Origin of the sequence: Nostoc sp. FACHB-892 (assembly GCF_014698795.1) — a bacterium.
GTDB lineage: Bacteria > Cyanobacteriota > Cyanobacteriia > Cyanobacteriales > Nostocaceae > Nostoc.
Map to the genome: position 1 here is coordinate 25899 of NZ_JACJTR010000025.1, position 17114 is coordinate 43012.

Below are 17114 nucleotides of genomic sequence, written 5' to 3' on the forward strand. Positions count from 1 at the left end.
GATTTTCAAAAATCAAATCTTGATTAACTAAGGCGAACGTTCCCAACCTTCATTTTCTATCTTTATGTACTCGATAGCGACAGCATTAGCACTAGCATCAAGGTCTGGTAAAGCTTGATATTCCGAAACCCAGCAACCAAAAACGCTATATGAAGTAGCTTTTTCACCAGCTTCATCACGAACCTCAATGGTGATATCTTTACGGAAATCTGCTAGAGACACTTCTGAACCTTTCTTACCAAGCTCCCAGACCTTCTTTGCCCAATTTTCAAAATCAGGATCTGTAGTAATACCTCGTTCTAAAGTGATAGCATCATACTTGCTTTGTCCTGGAGACTTATAGACAGTGCTAGGGTCGCCACCTGCGCGATGTTCTATTACCTCAGTGGTTCGCTTCAGACTGCTGACTTTACTTACCCCAAGCACTTCTTTCCCATCGATTTTCACAACAAACTTAAAGTTTTTGTAAGTGTCTTTACGCTTACCTGTACCTGAAATAGAAGGCATATATTTCTCCTTAAACTGCTATTTGTCCGGCTATTTGCTGAATCTTGAGAATCACAAATTCAGCAGGTTTGAGAGGAGCAAAACCAACAATGATATTGACAATTCCTAAATTAATATCATTTTGAATTGTTGTTTCCTTATCGCACTTCACAAAGTAAGCATCTTCCGACTTAGTACCTTGAAAAGCTCCTTGAAGAAAGAGAGTATGCATAAAAGCTCCAAGATTCAAGCGAATTTGCGCCCACAACGGCTCGTCATTTGGCTCAAAAACAACCCATTGCGTACCGCGATAAAGACTTTCTTCCAAGAAAAGCGCGAAACGGCGAACCGGAATATATTTCCATTCATCGGTAAGACGGTCATCTCCCTTGCGCGTCCGCGATCCCCAAATCACCCGACCAAAAGCTGGTAGAGTTCGCAAACAATTAATTCCCAGAGGATTCAATTCCCCATTTTCTGCGTCTGTTAGAGGTACACTCAATTGGGGTACGCCCGTCAGTATTGCTTCTGTACCTGCTGGAGCTTTCCACACACCGCGTTCAACATCAGTACGAGCAAATACACCCGCGATCGCACCACAAGGGACAAATTCTTCTATTTGATTTTCTCGTAAAGGATTTGGCTGTTTGATTCTAGGAAAGAAAACAGCAGCATAACTAGTCGGCGCACCAAGGCTCTGAATACCCTTCTTGGCCTTATCCTTATCAGTCCAACTAGTAGGCGGATCGATGATGAAAAACGCGCGACGGTCTTTACAAAATTCTGCTGCTGGATCGACTAAAGAATCATAATCTATATTGCCATCATTTTTATAAGGCGGAATACAAAGAATATTAAATAGATCGGCTTTATTTAAAGCATAAAGACCCTGTTTATTTGCTTCTTTATTTAACCCAGTGAAGTCATTTACTTCTAAATCGTCACCATCTGAACCACTGTTTTCTTCCGCTTTGGTGTTTGTATCGTTATCATCCCACAACCTTTTATCTGGTGTTAGTTGAGCATGAGCAGCTGGTCTGTCTGTTGGCAAAGATTCATCTCTAAATCGAACCAAATAAGACTCATTCAACAAAACTTTATCTACTCGTCTGGGATGATTTGGCAGCACCGATACGTTGCGAAATAGTTCCAGTTGATTTGTATTTTGATCAAGAACTTTAATGTTGAATAGTTTTTGTGACTCTGCGTCTCGTACTACATTAACATCTAGATATTCAATCCGCACTCTTAAGAGATTTCCCCAGTTGCCTTCGTTTGCTGCTTCTAAGTTAAGACCATTAATATTTAGTTGTGCCTTCTTAGCTGTGGGTTCGGTTTGTCCTGGAGCTTCACTTTCTGGTGGAGTTTGACCTTCTGGTGGAGTTTGACCTTCTGCCTGTTTCAGCTTAGAGTGAGTGAGTCGGACAATAATTGCTTGGCTACCACCATTGAGGTAAAAATCTCGTACAGCATAGCCAAGAGGACTATTCAGCCACAATCCTCCAAAAATGCGTTCAAAGTCGCCATAATTGTTGATAGTAATTGGCTCGTCTATAGGGCCTCGTAAGGCGCGACCAATAAAAGCAGTAATAGAGGTAGATACGCCTGTAATCGTGCGTACTCCACTAGGAATTTCTTCTACATAAACGCCTGGATAAGTTGGTTGTATCGGCATTGTTCAATCTCTAGTTAAGTATTTAGAAGTTACAAATTGACAAATTTAGTTTGAGATTTCAAACGATCGCGTCTAAGACGAATAGTGATTGCACTCAATAAACTTACTTAATTTTTAACTTGGTAGCGTGAGATAAGTTTATTCACTGTGGGTCTTTTAATTATTAATTGGTAACAGTGAGACAAGTTTATTTACTGGGGAAAATCAGGTTAGCTGAACCTTCTAATTCTGAATTGGTAGCAGTGAGATGAGTTTATTCACTATCTGGAGTCTCTTAGTGGCTCTAGATAGGCGCAAAACAATACTGCGTCTTAATCAGCAGGTATAAGTCTTGAGCTTTCAATGACAGTCAGCTTAATTTTTTGAACCTAATTTCAACCTTAATATACTTGACAAAATGTCTGCTTTAGTGAGTTGATTATTTTTTTACAAGTCATACCAGTAGCCAGAAATTTGTTGATATCCTTGCTTATGCATAAATTGATTGTGTTGATACGTATAGTTAATAAAAGATTGCAAACTAAATTTCCTTTTTAATAGGAGAGTAAAATGTCTAAGAGTATCTACGCGTTTATACTGGTAGCATCTAGGAATATGAAATGGGTGCTAACAATTGCTCTGATCTTGAGCAGCGTCACCTATTATCCAACAAAGGTAACAGGCCAAACTAAACAACCAGCAACGACCAAGCAGCCTGTGCAACCACCCAAAAGTAGGACTTTACCTCAACAACCTACTTCTCGACCAGTTTTTGTTTTGCCAAAAGCACCTGCTTCATTAAGTCCTGTATCTGGGCGTAGAGCAGGAATGGGTAGTCGAGATAATTGCCCTGCGGTTCCAACCCCTCTCACTGCCTTAGTACCATTTCAAGAAGAACAAAAGGTTGGGGAACAGAAAAACAAGTCAATTATCGGGATTGTAGAGGGACTAACCACTTCAGAACGGCCTACGTTTTGGTTTTATATCCCTTACATTAAGGATTTATCTAACTCAAGCGCTGAATTTAGCTTACAGGATAGCGCCGAAAATGATGTTTATAGAAATGCGATCGCCCTACCTTCAAAGCCAAGCGTCATTGGTATTTCTCTCCCTAATACTGCTGCTTCGTTAGAAGTAGATAAGACATATCGCTGGTATTTAAAAGTACATTGTAACAAAAAGGCAGGAAGCATTCCTGTATATGTAGAAGGGGACATTAAAAGAATTAATTTAGATTCTCGTGTTATTCAACAAATAGAAGCCGCAAATGAACCTCGGCAGAAGATTATAATCTATGCTGAAAAAGGGATTTGGTTTGATGCTTTAAATATGCTAGCACAAATACGCATTTCTAATTATAGAGATGCATCTGTTGAAGAAGACTGGCAAAGTTTATTGCAATCTGTTAATTTGAATAATATTGCTACGATGCCTATAATTAAATTACCAAACAGCGAATAATTTCATATCTAGTAAAGTATCTATAAAGCCTAGATTTCTACAACCAATTACCAACTATAACGTAGGGCGCCCAGTACATTGGACGGTTATATTCACGAGTTTCAAGTAATTTTAATTGAGCAAAGCGTAAAGCCTCTGCTGTAGTTTTACCAGTCACTAACTGATGGTAAAATTCCTCAATAAACAAAGCTGTGGAGTTATCGCCAATTTGCCATAGGGAGGCTAAAGTACTCCGCGCACCTGCACGTAGGGCAACTCCTGCTAATCCCAACGCAGCTCGGTTATCTCCTGCTGCGGTTTCGCAAGCACTTAAAACCAGTAATTCAACTGGCTCTGTTCGTTTTTGCTCTCTACTTTTGAGCAAGCTATCTAATTCACTCACATTGATACGTCCATCAGATGCTAAGATAAAAGTGTCTTTTGCTTTAGAGCTAAATTGCCCGTGAGTTGCCAAGTGGACAACTTTAAAAGGTTGAGTATTGATGGTTTTTTCTAAAGTTGTACTTCTAAAATCTTCATTCAATAATATAGTTGTCGATACGCCTGATTCTTGAATGAATTTTAGTTCATCCTTAACATAGGGAAGCGCTGCAAACTTTTCATTTTTGGGTGGTTGTGATAGTCCTCCAGCAAGGGCATTTAATTCTTTCTGTCCTAGAGGTTTGGGAGTAAATAGTTGCAGTCCGGGGCTAATAGCTACAGAGTATTTTTGGACTAAATACAATGCGCCATCATACAATGCAGACATCGGGATATTTCGCAGCAACCCATCTGGGATAAAAACTAAAGTATTAACTTTACTATTTTTGAGGTCTGTTTCAACTGGTTTGATTAACCAATTATAAAGCTGTTGAGAAGCTGCTTTAAATTTCTGATTAGCATCGGGTTCGACTATTGTCTCTCGTATTTTTGTAATAACTTGCTCTACTTGCTGACGATTGACTTTAGAAGTTTTATGTATCAACGCTTGTTCGGGAAGTTTGATAATAATTTCTAAATGGTTATCTAGAATAATCGGATATAAAATAGCAGTATTCGGGTTGTCGCGGTCTACTACTTTGTCTAACGCCACAAATTGATTGTTCAAGCAAGCTTCTCGGAAAAAGTTGTCGAGTTCTGCAAGTTGCAAGGCTTCAATTCGCTGTCGTGCCTTATCTAAATCTGGTTTTCCTTGTCCTTTTTCTTGTAAAATCAGCTCTACAGACTGCCGATAAAGGGGTTCTATGCGCTCGCGAAAATTGAACTGCACGTCTCGATTAACCGCAACTAAATCGCTGCGAAGAGACTGAAGACTTGTTACAGCAGCATCATAAGCAGATATGGCGGCTTCGGTATTTCCCTGTGCTTTGAGTAAGCGTCCTAACTGCCACTCAAGGCGATAAGCTATATCTGAGGCATCAATTTTTTGAGCCAGAAATAACCCTTGCTGCGTCAAATCCTGTGCTTCTTGCAATTGTTGGTTCTGCTCGTAAACTTCTCCCAAGCTGCCTAGTGCATAAGATTCGGCACGTTCATCGCCGATTATTTTGGCTTGCTGAACGCTACTTGCCAAAATCTCTGCAATGTCTTTTTTGTTACCAAATTTGGTCAAAGTCTGAGCCAAATGGATTTGTGCATAAACACTGGCTTGATTGGTAGGTAGATTTGGGATTTGAGATTGGATTGTAGGTATTAATGACTTTGCTTCAGTGATACGTTCGCTTTCGACCAGCAAACTCAGCTGATTAATCAGGGCTTGAACTTTGGCTAAAGAGTTTGGTGCAATTTTGGCAGCATTTTCATAATGACCGATCGCCTCTTTAATATTACTTAACGACCTAGTAGTATTACCGAGGCTAAATTCCGTCAAACTAATTTCTAGAGGCAGTTGCAGACGTTGAGCGATTTCTAAGCTTCGTTGTAAGTTTTTCTGGGATGACTCAAGTTCGCCTAATTGTTGTAAGACATTGCCAAGCGATCGCAAAGCTGTTACTTTTACAACTGAGTCAGGTTGGGAAATTAATTGTTGGGATACATCATTCAATATATTTAAGCTACGGCGGTAAAAACCAGCAACTCGTAGGGCTTGTGCTTGGTTAATCCGGCTGCGCGTTACTCCAGCATTGTCACCTAATTTCTTCCAGACTTGCTCTGCTTGTTGCGATGTTTGAAAGGATGCATCAGTTTGTCCGTCTGCTAGTTGCAATTCGCCTTGAGTATTTAGAGTTTGTGCAAGAATTTCTAACAATTCAGATTTTGGATTGTTAACATTTAACTTTTGATTTATCTTATCCCAGCCAAGTAAATTTAAGCTATTGTCAATAGTTGCATAAGCTTCTTTCCGCGAGCCGAGTTGCTGGTATACAAGAGAGAGGTTAGTTTGCGCTGCGGCTTGTGCGAGGTTATTGCTTTGTTGTTGATAGGTACGGACAGCTTGTTGGAGAACATTTATCGCTTCAGCAAAGCGTCCTGCTTGATAAAGTGCTTCTCCTTGCTCAAGAAGTGCCTGTGGTTTTGTAGCTGGGGGTTTATTGGTTTGGATGTGAAACCCGTCTGGTGAATTTGTCTTTTGTTTAGCGAACGTGCTAGGGATAATAGTCAGGAAAACAGCAAGGGTAAATAGGAGTACGGAAGTTACCGCAAATCTAATTACTCGCTTTGGCAGCGGAAGTTTTGTCATATTTCACGCCTCCCTGAGATACAGGACAGTCAGCAGGTGTTTGCCAAGGGCTGCGGGGATTGAGTTGAGGAACTTGTGCTACTAGTTCTATATGTCCATTGCTATCAATTACCCAGCCAGAAGCTTCCACAATTGGAATTCTAGCAGCAATTTTAGAAGTAGTTGATGCTGTTGGTTGTGGCACAGTTGTTGTGTGTGCTAAGTTTTCTGGTTGTGGTCTCAATCTTACCCAACCTGATAGAGTACTTGAATCTTGTAATGGCTCAGTAGGATTGATGGGTAGTCCGCCGCGTCCTGTTACCACAAATGTATTTTGGAATTGCCGACTTCCAGGAGTGCAGGCGGTGGAAATTTGGTTAGAAGCATCAACTAGATTAATTGGCAGTTCGACTAAACCGTTACTAGGGTTTACATCAGGTCGAGTAATTTCTATATTGCCGCTTAAATCAGGCGTTGCTCCTGTGGCGGTAATATCACTTGTGTTTAGGGAAGGGTCTTTTCTAGAACGGATACCAAAGATACCAGCAGCATTTCTGATAATGACATTCCCGCCACGGGCGTTAGCGGAATCTGCACTGATGTCGCTATTTTCATTGGGAACGGCGATGATAAAGCCATTTTTGGCATCAATGGTAATATCGCCACCAGTGATATCATAACCCCTGGCGTTAGTGGTTATACTGCTACCTCGACGCAGTAATAACAAAGGTGAATTGAGAAAGATATCTCCCCCACCTCCAGTAGTATCGGCGTTAATTTTGGCGCTGTTGTCTAGCAAAATAGAGTTAGCATTTACAGTTAGGTTGCCAGCGTTCCCGGAATTTTCGCTCTTAACTGTAACTTGTGCCCCATCCCGTGCTACTAAATTTCCTGTACTCAAAGTTAAATCTCCGCCCTTGCCAGCGCCTGTAGTTTCAGCAGATATAATTGAGCCATTGCCAGTGATAGTAATAGATTCAGGGGCAGTCATTCTTAAGGTTCCACCTTGACCGCTACTACTTGTTGATGCAGATATTTGCGCTTCTTTTTGGAAATTCACCGTTAAAGTTTGCCCATCACCAAGAGGTTGAAAACTTAAACTCCCAGCGTTTCCTGCGCCATAGGTGGAGGTGAGAATCTTTCCATCTTCAACACTCAAAGTGTTAGCTTTAACTGTGATATCGCCCCCTGTTGAGTTAGTCACAGTTGTTGCATCTAAAACCGCTCCATCAGTTACCTGTAGATTCTTGGCTGCAACACTGATATTACCACCCCGTCCAATTTGACTACTATTAGATGTTCCTGGTAATAATTCATTAGTACCACCACTGGCTGAAGTACTACCACTGGCTGAACGTAAAGCGCTTCCTTTATTAGAAATGCTGACTATATCAGCATTTACCACTATCTCTCCTGCCATTCCATCTCCTAAAGTCTGGGTTTGTACAAGTCCAGAATTGGTTATGGAAACAGATGATGCGCTGCTCAGTTCAACTTTACCACTGTTACCGATCGCATTAGGAGCCACCCCGCTCAATATTGAGCCATTGTCAATTGATATCGAGTCACTAGCTTTGATGGAAATGTCACCTGCATTACTAACGTTACCTACATTACTATTTTTTCCAAAACTGGTTGTGGCGATCGCTGCGCCATTATTAATAATAAGCCTTCCAGTTTCTATTTTTAAGTTACCAGCGCTGCCAGTAGAACCAACGGTTGTTTGGGAAAACACACCTGAAGAAAATACAGTTCCATCTGGCGGTTGGTCAGTACTTCCATTAGGAATATAACCGCCAAGGTATGTACCTGGTGGAAGTCCAATAATGTTACTATAATCGGTAAAAATACCTTGGGGTACGTTGGTTGTTTTGCCAGTCACTTCTACTTTATCAGGAGCTACTATTGTAATGTTTCCGCCTGCTCCTGTGCTATGAGTGGAAGCGGATAATTGTGCGCCTAAAGTGAGGGAAATTGAAGGAACACTAATTTTAATATCTCCCGCTTTCCCAGAACCAAATGTATCGCTTGATATTGTAGCATTGTCTAAAACAAAAGGAGCATTGCTCTTAATAGTAATGTTTCCTGAACCCGTTGCTCCAAAGGAGTTAATTGAACCTCTTGAACTCAGTCTGTATGTGTTAGTAGAAAAGTCATATTGTTGAAATTTGATAGTATCTCCAGCGCTCAGTGTTATCGCTCCCCCATTACCTGCTGTACCTGAAGAGGAGTAGGAGTAGGAGATCAGGTTTCCTATATTAATATTTGCATCTGTATTCAGTGTTATCGCTCCCCCATTACCCGCTGTCCCTGAAGAGGAGTAGGAGAAGGAGGCCAGGTCTCCTATATTAATATTTGCATCTGTATTCAGTGTTATCGCTCCCCCATTACCCGCTGTCCCTGAAGAGGAGTAGGAGGAGGAGGACAGTAATCCTGTATTAATATTTGCATCTGCATTCAGTGTTATCGCTCCCCCATTACCCGCTATCCCTGAATTACCCACTGTACCTGAAGAGGAGGAGGAGAACAGTAATTCTGTATTAATATTTGCATCTGTATTCAGTGTTATCGCTCCCCCATTACCCGCTGTCCCTGAAGAGGAGACGGAGGGGGAGTACAGGTCTCCTGTTTTAATATCTGCACCTGTATTCAGTGTTATCGCTCCCCCATTACCTGCTGTCCCTGAAGAGGAGAGGGAGTAGGAGGACAGTAATCCTGTATTAATATTTGCACCTGTATTCAGTGTTATCGCTCCCCCATTACCCGATGTACCTTCTGAGGAGGAAAAGGAGGACAGGTCTCCTATATTAATATTTTCACCTGCATTCAGTATTATTGCTCCCCCATTACCTGCTGTACGTAAAAAGGAGTATAAGTTGTTCTGAGAGTAAGAGAACAAATCGCCAGTAGTGGCAATGTTGCCATGAACGGCACTGATGGTAATATCCCCACCATTGCCACCTGTACCTGCGGCGTTGGATAATGAGTTAGATGCCAAAAAGCCAGTGGTAATGTCTCCAAAGCCAGCAGTTAGCTGAATCTCACCCCCATTTTTGGCGATACCCTCTTCAGAATACGAGGAAGAGTTCAAATTTCCTGTACTTAGGCTACCATTAGCGTCTAAGTGAATCGCGCCTCCAGAACCAGCTGTGTAATTGCCATGCGAGAAAGAGAATAAATTCTGAGTTTCAATATTACCGTTAATGGCTTTCAAGTCAATAGTACCTTCATCGGAGGAAGTTATAGCATCATTGTTTTGTGTTCCATTAATGCTAATCAAGTCAAAAATACCTCCAGCGGTGGAAGTTGTAGCATCATTATTTTGTGTTCCATTAATGCTAATAAATTGAGTTTTGATATTTCCCGACTCAGCTTGAGAGCTAACTATCCCCCCAATCCCATTAAACGGTTGTAGAACAACATCCTTACTTAAGGTAATCCCCTGTGGAATATCTAAACTACTAGACGCTAGTGCATTCCCTAAAGTATTATCCCCGTAAACCAGGGTATTTTGTCCTGAGCGCAGTATTAATGCTGAACTGTTGCTTAAGGTTTGGGTATCTGACCCATTTTGTAACCCAGTACCTGGTTGTGTGATATTAATCTCTCCCCTAAAGCGAATATTACCCTTTGCTTCAACTAACAGCGATGCGCCTATATAGTTGGCTGCTATATCTACATCCCCCAACGCGCTGAAAATTGGAGTATTCAGAGCATTAATATTTGCTAAACCAGATACACCACCAATATTGAGATTTCTTCCAGAACTTAGCCGTCCAGACAACTCCAAATTATCAGCCACGAGTGTTAAATCAAGCTTTGATGCTAAATTTCCAGTACTTGTAATAGTTGCCCCTGGTTGCGATGTTCCATACTGTAACCCTGGAGTGACGCTAATTGTTAGCAACGGTGGCGCTTGGGGATTAGTTGCACTGAAGGTACTGCCGTTAAGAAACTTGAAACTGCTTGCTGTAGTTGCAGAAAACGACCCGCCAATATCTAAGCGGGCATTTTGTCCAAAAACAATACCATTAGGATTAAGTAAGAATAAGTTTGCTTGACCGTTAGCACGAATTAAGCCATCAATATTAGAAATTGATTTACCCGTTACTCGTGTCAAAATGTTCTGAATATCAGGTGCATTATTGAAGAAAGCAGCACTGCCATTGGAAACTGAGAATTCTTCAAAGCTGTGGAAGAGATTAGCGCCTCTTGTGGTTCCACCCTCAATAACTCTGGTATTACCCTCTAATCTCACGTTAGAATTATTTGGCAAAGTTCCATCTGGCGTAATTTGAGCAACTGAGATATTTGCATATAAGGGAATGGCGCTGACAATGGCAATTCCTAGACCTTGTAACCAATCCAAACGCTCAGTTCTAAAAGACATTGCACTCTCCTATAGAAAAGGAAATTTAGCTTGTCAGCCGAAATCTTCGTAGAAGTGTTAGAACTTACGCATTGACAAAATAGACAAAAATTGGGGTAAAAAAAACGAAAAAACAGCCGATGCCGTAGGCATTTATTTGTTCAAGTAGCTCGTGACTTTATCCTCGAACATCTAAAACAGAAGTGGCATAGATTAGCATATAGTCAGTTTATTGTCAATGCGTAAGTTCTAAGTATAAAACAAGAATTTAGTTAGGAAATTATTAGATGTCATATCAATTAAATTGACGTTATTTTTTGCTTGTAAAGGAGAATTTTATTCAACTAAGGGTCGTGGAACCGTGAAAAATTCCTGACGGCGTTGAATTAATACTATAACAACACCGCTTGCAACCACAGCAAGAACTGAGGGAATAAGTGGCAGCCATAGCCCTTGTTTTAAAAAAGCGATCGCACAAACTAGATATAAAGTGACAACTGTCACAAAGATGGTGCATCCCTTATATGAGAGCGATCGCACCCGCCAAATAATCAGACTCCCAACTACAGACCAGCCGCATATCCAGAGAATATCGCCCCAAAAAGGCAAAACCCAAAGAATTGGACGTTCGTCTAAAACTGCGCTCAAAATTTGGCTAACCATTTGCGTTTGTATAAATATGCCTGGTATTTCCTGATAAGGTTGCTGTGCAGCAGAGTAGGGAGTTGACCAAGTATCGCTGATAGTGTTAGCTGTCACTCCAATAATAACTACCTTGTCTTTAACTAAATCGGGATTAACTTTATCGCTCAATATATCTTCAAGAGAAACTCTTAGATAATCAGTATTACGATAGTTGACAAGTATTTGAATTCCGCCTAAATCCACTCTTTGTTGATAGCCACCACTGCGACCAGACTTTAAGCGTTTAAATACTTTAGAACCAAACTGTACATAATCTTCATTCAGATCAGGTTGAATATTTTCGTAAGATAAATAACCAGCAGCTAATTGCAACGAAAGTGAGTAAGGCGTTTTACAAACAGACGAAGGGTCTTGTGCCATCATCATAATTTGGCGACGCACGATACCATCTGGATCTTGGACTGCATCAGTAAAACCCTGACGTTCTATAGGGACTCCAAGAGGTGGTTTAACACCTTCGGGGTCGTGTTTACGATCTCTACCTTTACAGGCAACTACTATATTTTCTTTGCTCAGTTCAGTAGCAAGTTGTATCGGCTTTGATTCATTTGAGGGATCAGCAAAATCTCTATAAATATCCAGTCCAATGACTCGTGGTTGATACTTTTGTAATTTGTTAAATAATTGAGCTAACGTACTATCCGAAATAGATTTCACTCCTGTGGTCGTCTCTTGTCGGGATTGAATATCTTTTTCGGTAACTTCAACAACCAGCAATCTTATATCTAAATCTTCCTTTGGTCGCAGTACGAAGATTTGGTTAAAAGCTTGAAGTTCAGCCTTTTCAAAAAACCCCAAGTATCTCAGACTTATTGTTGAAAGAGTCACAATAGCAGTACTCAGCAGTACAGTCCAAAGTTTGCACTTTCGAGTTGCAATTGTGCTTTTCATCTTTGGAGTTGAAATTATGCTCTGAGCCGAAACTTCGCCACGAGTCTCGGTGTCACCCCAACCACCGCGCAGTTCTTGCCAAGTTATCGGAACAGTTGTAGGATTCTGGCAAATCACTGGCAACCAACTAGCACAAGGGAAGTCATTTTCCAATCCCTGAAGTCTTTCCCTCGCTTCTCGCACAGCCAGATAAAATGCCTTTCCACCCGCAAAAACGACAAGAAAGTTTTTCAAAAACTCCTGTGCTACTAAATCTGGTACCCCTTCCCGCATCACAATCATTTGGGGAATGTTCAAATCAGCTAAATTTCGTGCCAAACCAATGCCATCACAGGAGTTAAAAATTGCTAGTTTTAAACCGCGTGTAATTGCTGTCTTAAGTGCATTTTTAAATTGGGAAATTGTTAAACTCTCTGTTTGATTGATGTAAATTTCCCCTATTTCCCCATCTGCAATACTAGCGCTATGCCCGGCAAAAAACAGAACATCCCAATTTTGATTCCACAGTTGCTCGTCAAGTTCTTTTCGTGTAGGTTGGATAAGAAACGTAGTTTGAGTATCTATTAAATCTTGCAACCAAGAACGGTCTTTATCAATATCAATACCAAAACTGTTACCGAGAATTGCTAAAATGTTGACTTTAAATGTAATAGATTTTTGCACAATGTGAGGAGAGCCGTACTCATGATTGCTTAAAGCTAATTCAGCTTTCGGGTAATGCTCAAAAAAATCCCACAAATGCCAAGGTAGCCGATGTAGTAAAGTTATATTGGTTTCAACAATAACTCTAATTTCATCATCTCGGCTAAGTAGAGTTCTTAACTGTCGTTCAATATTTTGGAAAGGTTCAGATTTCAACCAAGTATTTATATGTATTCGTAACTGATGACACACTTCATCGAAATCATTCACAGAAATATTGGTAATATCTTGTGAATGCACTTTTATACGTTGATTGTTACCCAAACGTTGATGGACAGCTTCGTAGAGTAATTTCCATCTTTTGTATATCTCGGAAAGTTCTGGTACTGCTGGCAGGCTCCCTGTTATTTTAAATAATTGGTTATCGTGCCAAAGTTGAGCCGTGACAACAGAAAATCCTTGATTTAAGTCTCCTCCCAACAAGCTTAAGATAACTAGCTTACTCATTTATTGTTTGGTTGTTGTGAGTTGTTAGCTGCCATTTGTCCAAGAGCTATTTGTAATTAACCCGTTAACTAATGAATACGACTTGCACTTAAACGAAGGAACCTCCAAGGACATAGTGGCCCCTAATAACTAAATAACGAAATTTTCTTTAATCTGGTAACTATCAAAAGCAACTTGGATGCTAAAACATTCCCCTACTTCTCCATCAAAGCGTTTCAATTGTATGTAGTTATCTTGTTCTCTTGCTTGCACTGACTGAATAATTTCCTCCGATTCTAAAAGTAAAGCTAACTTGATATTAGCAGGTAGATAGAACTCTTCATTAGTAGGATGTAGTTGCACGCGAATACTAACTTGTTGGTTATCCTCTGGTATTAAGGCAACTAATAGCACTAATTTTTGAGACTCTATTTCCATTCCCAAATCAATCAGCTTGGCTCGTTTGATACTACCAACACCGAACCCAGAGCTACTCCTGAAATTAAAAGCTAGACTCGTGGAATTGAAAGGCAAAAATGTTTCTATTGCTTCCCAAGCATTATCGTATATACCTTCTAGCCAAAAACTGAGATTCACTCGCACTTGGGAAGATTGTGGTTGCTGTCGTTGTTGGTACAAGCGTTGCCGCCATTGCTCATTCTCTAGTAGCGCTCCCCAAGTTTCAAATGGCACTGCTAATCTAGAGAAACGAAAAGAGGCATTGCCTAACCGTTGCACAAGATTTTCTGCTTGCTCGCTGGATAATTGGGGTAATGGAGCTACAGCCGCTTTCATCTCTTCTTCTCTGCAAAATTGGTAACTCAAAGAGAAAGCATTGAGGTCTTTTGTCAAATGCCGTGCATCTATACAATAAGTCCTATCCACTGAGTCATAGTGAGCCAGAGATTTTAGTTCTTTATGGGTTGTATAACCCCAAATTCTTACCCAATCGCTATCCGGTTTGACTTGCACTGCTAAATAGTAGTCTGCTGCCCAACTAAGAATATCTACCCATTCTTGAGGGACTTCTAACTCGCTATCATCAATTGCTTCACTGGGGATTAGCACAACTCGCTTTCCCTCTAACAAAATTGCTGTGCCATTGACAAATTCCCAGAAAGCTAGCGTACCAGGGAAACTGTACCAAACACTTGCTTTGGGAAAATCTTCAGTTGAGATCCAATCCAAGAATGCATGGAGGCAAATTTGATTTATGTAAGCGCACCAGCGACTACTAGGCGTGGCATAAGCTTGGCTTTGCTGCCAGGATTGCGCCTGAATTGCTGGTGATATTTCTGACAACCATTCTCTTGGATCTGCAAACGCGCAAGTCATTTTTACTACTTTATGAAAACTACAGATTTATGTTGTACTCACGATACTGGTTTCTCAACCATTCTTCCAAAGCAAAACTCATATCTTTAATTTGGTTGGAGTTGACTGAAATATTCAAATCCTGGCTCCACTTAATCAGTGCTGCTAGTATTGATTCTCTACCTTTAACCAGTTTACGAGACACCGTAGGCTGACTCATCTGCAACTGTTGCATAATTTGCTGCTGAGTTAGTCCCTGTTCGTAATAAAGCTTAAGTACTTCTTGGGATTTTACATCCATATTATGTAAAGCTTTTAACATCACATTAGACATCTGAGATATTTGGTTTTGTCGATTTTGTCCATCCTCTTCAGCTATCATATTAGCCATTGGCTCCTCAGAGGATGGGTCTGGCAAATCAAATGTTACTGTCGTGTCATCATTTTGCTCGAAAGCATTTAGAGATTTCACAGGTGGAAACAAATAAGCTCGCACGTAGAGAGCTGTCTGGGTTAACCACTGTTCAATTGTCTCGGCGTTGCGTTGCTCAGTAGGTTGAGTGATTTGGCTTTGGCGTTGGTGATTGTATAGGTTGGCAATAGCTTCCCAAAGCTGACGATTCGGTTCTGGTAACTGACTGTTACCTCCTAGTTGCTTTTGGATGTACAGTTCGTTGAAACAAGTCCAAGCTAAACGATATTGAGCAATTGCACTTTGTGATAATCCAGCTTCACTAAGAGCTTCACTAAGCAGCTTTTTGCTCACTTTGCGTAACAATGCCCAATTGGTGCAAATATCAGCTTCCCTGCGTTGACGTAAAATATCTCTCAGCCGACTGGATATTGCCATCATGGCGTAAGCTTTTAAGCTAGAAGATTTTTCTAGGTTAAAGTCTTTAAGAATTGTTTCGACTTCTGCGATCGCCATTTGGAAGTAATCAGCGAGTATGTATTGGCTGAAATTAAATTTAGCAAATGTTTTTGAAGCAACCCAATAACATGGTTCTTGTAAATAAGCTAACAAATGCATTCTGCCAAGGTTATCAAACCCAGAGCGCCATTGCTTGTACCAGTAAAGCGCCCAAAATTTTTCTGATTTAAGTGCTGATGACGAACGCTCCAAGTGATTTTGGATATTTCTATACAGTTTGGGATCGGTTAACCATTTGCTGAATCTGCCTCTTTCCAACTGCACGAATGTTGAAAACATATCCGTAATTTCTTGGCGAGGACGCATAAGCAATTTAAAATATAAATTGAAGTAGGACTGAAGCAACTAAGTAGGTGGGTACAAATAAAAATAACTATGTAAAGAAAAATAAAACGCTTAAAAGTCTTTACCTCCGGCATAGCTGGCTTGTCTCAAGGATAAATATCTACGCATATTTATTTATCACCTATCTTTAAGATATTATCCCACATCAGTAACATTCCTAAGCTTACAGAGCATAACAATTTCTCAGCTTCAACTCTTTCTCCAATTCGGTAAAAATACATTAAGGGCTGACTTTTCCCTTCAGTCTCAAAAAGCTTGCTCACAAGGGATTTATAGAAAAGCAGAGCAGAGCGTAGAACTTTCGGTCTACTGACAGTGAATAAACTGATCTCACTGCTACCAATTAAGAATCAGAGGAAAGGGTATTTGTACTGGGTGCAAACTATACTCTATTTCTTATCAAGCCTTTAAGCCACGCCGTCATAACTGGCGGTTGGATGTCCGACTCTGACAATTATGTACAAACAATTTTGGAGAAAAAATCATGTCTGCTAAACAATTGACGACGACTACAACCGATCTCGAACAGTTTTACACTGAGGTGTTGAAAGACTCAGTGCTGCAAGAGCGTCTCAAAGCAGCAACAGACGCAGAAAACCTGAGCAAGCTAGCTGTTGAGCTAGGAAAGGAAAAAGGCTACTTTTTTACTAAAGAAGAGGTCTTAGCTGCAATGGCTGTAGAAGTTGCGATGGGAGGTGAATACATAGAGGTAGGGGATTCCCTCAATAGTGACGATTTAGTTGCAAGGATTCTACCTCCCCCACGTGGAAATGGTTACTCATAGAATCACGCTCCCTAGCCTGTAGTCCATTTATTAGACTATATTTTTCGCCTCTTCCATTTCTCGTCGATTCGCCTGAATAAACTTTTGCACTTGAGGGCGTTTCGATAGCTGGCAGTGCTTCCAGGGCAGTACCACCTTGTCCTGGCTGGCGAGCATTTCTGTTTAGCCTTACGGGTGATTTTTAAAATAAACAGCAGTTGACAGAATAGATTTGAGATTTTTATTGATATTGGCTCGCCGAGCTTACCAACAAAAATAGACTCTTCACCTTCAAGTGAAAATTAATGCAAATACCTATATGTTTTTGCCTTGTTACTATCAAAGAATATGCGAGATAACTATTTTATCGTATTGATTAGCTGTTGGAAAATGCAGCTTATAACCTATTCAAAAAGTAGCTTTAACTGT

10 protein-coding genes are annotated in these 17114 nt (G+C 40.6%); 2 read left to right on the forward strand and 8 right to left on the reverse strand.

Annotated features, from left to right (window positions below):
• Nucleotides 1-27 precede the first annotated feature (27 nt).
• Both H6G96_RS26260 and H6G96_RS26265 read right to left on the reverse strand, forming a co-directional pair.
• A complete protein-coding gene (locus H6G96_RS26260; protein WP_190914979.1) occupies nt 28-507 on the reverse strand; it encodes a phage tail protein in 480 nt (159 codons plus the stop codon).
• A gap of 10 nt (nt 508-517) precedes the next feature.
• Nucleotides 518-2161, reverse strand: coding sequence for a phage tail sheath subtilisin-like domain-containing protein (locus H6G96_RS26265; RefSeq protein ID WP_190914981.1), 1644 nt, complete (start codon nt 2159-2161; stop codon nt 518-520).
• 594 nt (nt 2162-2755) lie between these two features.
• Here H6G96_RS26265 and H6G96_RS26270 point away from each other — a divergent pair.
• Nucleotides 2756-3601, forward strand: a complete 846-nt coding sequence (locus H6G96_RS26270; protein WP_190915078.1) for a DUF928 domain-containing protein — start codon at nt 2756-2758, stop codon at nt 3599-3601.
• A 37-nt stretch (nt 3602-3638) separates the two neighbouring features.
• On the opposite strand, the gene H6G96_RS26275 is transcribed toward H6G96_RS26270, so the two are convergent.
• The 5 genes from H6G96_RS26275 to H6G96_RS26295 all read right to left on the reverse strand — a co-directional run bounded on the left by H6G96_RS26275 (nt 3639) and on the right by H6G96_RS26295 (nt 15856).
• A complete protein-coding gene (locus H6G96_RS26275; protein WP_190914983.1) occupies nt 3639-6260 on the reverse strand; it encodes a CHAT domain-containing protein in 2622 nt (873 codons plus the stop codon).
• Nucleotides 6226-10629: a filamentous hemagglutinin N-terminal domain-containing protein gene (locus H6G96_RS26280; RefSeq protein ID WP_190914986.1), complete on the reverse strand. Its 4404-nt coding sequence runs from the start codon at nt 10627-10629 to the stop codon at nt 6226-6228. Before H6G96_RS26280 ends, H6G96_RS26275 begins: the two co-directional genes overlap by 35 nt.
• Nucleotides 10630-10944: 315 nt before the next feature.
• The gene (locus H6G96_RS26285) at nt 10945-13353 is read right to left on the reverse strand and encodes a CHASE2 domain-containing protein (RefSeq protein ID WP_190914989.1); all 2409 of its coding nucleotides are present in this window, start codon (nt 13351-13353) and stop codon (nt 10945-10947) included.
• A gap of 129 nt (nt 13354-13482) precedes the next feature.
• Nucleotides 13483-14667 carry a DUF1822 family protein gene (locus H6G96_RS26290; protein WP_190914992.1) on the reverse strand — a complete coding sequence of 395 codons (1185 nt, stop codon included), beginning with the start codon at nt 14665-14667 and terminating at the stop codon, nt 13483-13485.
• Nucleotides 14668-14686: 19 nt separating this feature from the next.
• The gene (locus H6G96_RS26295) at nt 14687-15856 is read right to left on the reverse strand and encodes a sigma-70 family RNA polymerase sigma factor (protein WP_347242281.1); all 1170 of its coding nucleotides are present in this window, start codon (nt 15854-15856) and stop codon (nt 14687-14689) included.
• 550 nt (nt 15857-16406) lie between these two features.
• Between H6G96_RS26295 and H6G96_RS26300 the strand changes: the two genes are divergently transcribed.
• Nucleotides 16407-16706 (forward strand): Nif11-like leader peptide family natural product precursor, encoded by a 300-nt coding sequence (locus H6G96_RS26300; protein ID WP_190914996.1) that lies wholly within the window; start codon nt 16407-16409, stop codon nt 16704-16706.
• A 30-nt stretch (nt 16707-16736) separates the two neighbouring features.
• Here H6G96_RS26300 and H6G96_RS42460 read toward each other — a convergent pair whose 3' ends face one another.
• Entirely contained in the window at nt 16737-16862 is a 126-nt protein-coding gene (locus tag H6G96_RS42460; RefSeq protein WP_277932948.1) for a hypothetical protein, read from the reverse strand.
• Between the last annotated feature and the right edge of the window lie 252 nt (nt 16863-17114).

Excerpts from the sequence above, each read along its gene's own strand:
- H6G96_RS26260 (WP_190914979.1), bottom strand. The coding sequence starts at position 507 with ATGCCTTCTATTTCAGGTACAGGTAAGCGTAAAGACACTTACAAAAAC.
- H6G96_RS26265 (WP_190914981.1), bottom strand. The coding sequence starts at position 2,161 with ATGCCGATACAACCAACTTATCCAGGCGTTTATGTAGAAGAAATTCCT.
- H6G96_RS26270 (WP_190915078.1), top strand. The coding sequence starts at position 2,756 with ATGAAATGGGTGCTAACAATTGCTCTGATCTTGAGCAGCGTCACCTAT.
- H6G96_RS26275 (WP_190914983.1), bottom strand. The coding sequence starts at position 6,260 with ATGACAAAACTTCCGCTGCCAAAGCGAGTAATTAGATTTGCGGTAACT.
- H6G96_RS26280 (WP_190914986.1), bottom strand. The coding sequence starts at position 10,629 with ATGTCTTTTAGAACTGAGCGTTTGGATTGGTTACAAGGTCTAGGAATT.
- H6G96_RS26285 (WP_190914989.1), bottom strand. The coding sequence starts at position 13,353 with ATGAGTAAGCTAGTTATCTTAAGCTTGTTGGGAGGAGACTTAAATCAA.
- H6G96_RS26290 (WP_190914992.1), bottom strand. The coding sequence starts at position 14,667 with ATGACTTGCGCGTTTGCAGATCCAAGAGAATGGTTGTCAGAAATATCA.
- H6G96_RS26295 (WP_347242281.1), bottom strand. The coding sequence starts at position 15,856 with ATGTTTTCAACATTCGTGCAGTTGGAAAGAGGCAGATTCAGCAAATGG.
- H6G96_RS26300 (WP_190914996.1), top strand. The coding sequence starts at position 16,407 with ATGTCTGCTAAACAATTGACGACGACTACAACCGATCTCGAACAGTTT.
- H6G96_RS42460 (WP_277932948.1), bottom strand. The coding sequence starts at position 16,862 with ATGCTCGCCAGCCAGGACAAGGTGGTACTGCCCTGGAAGCACTGCCAG.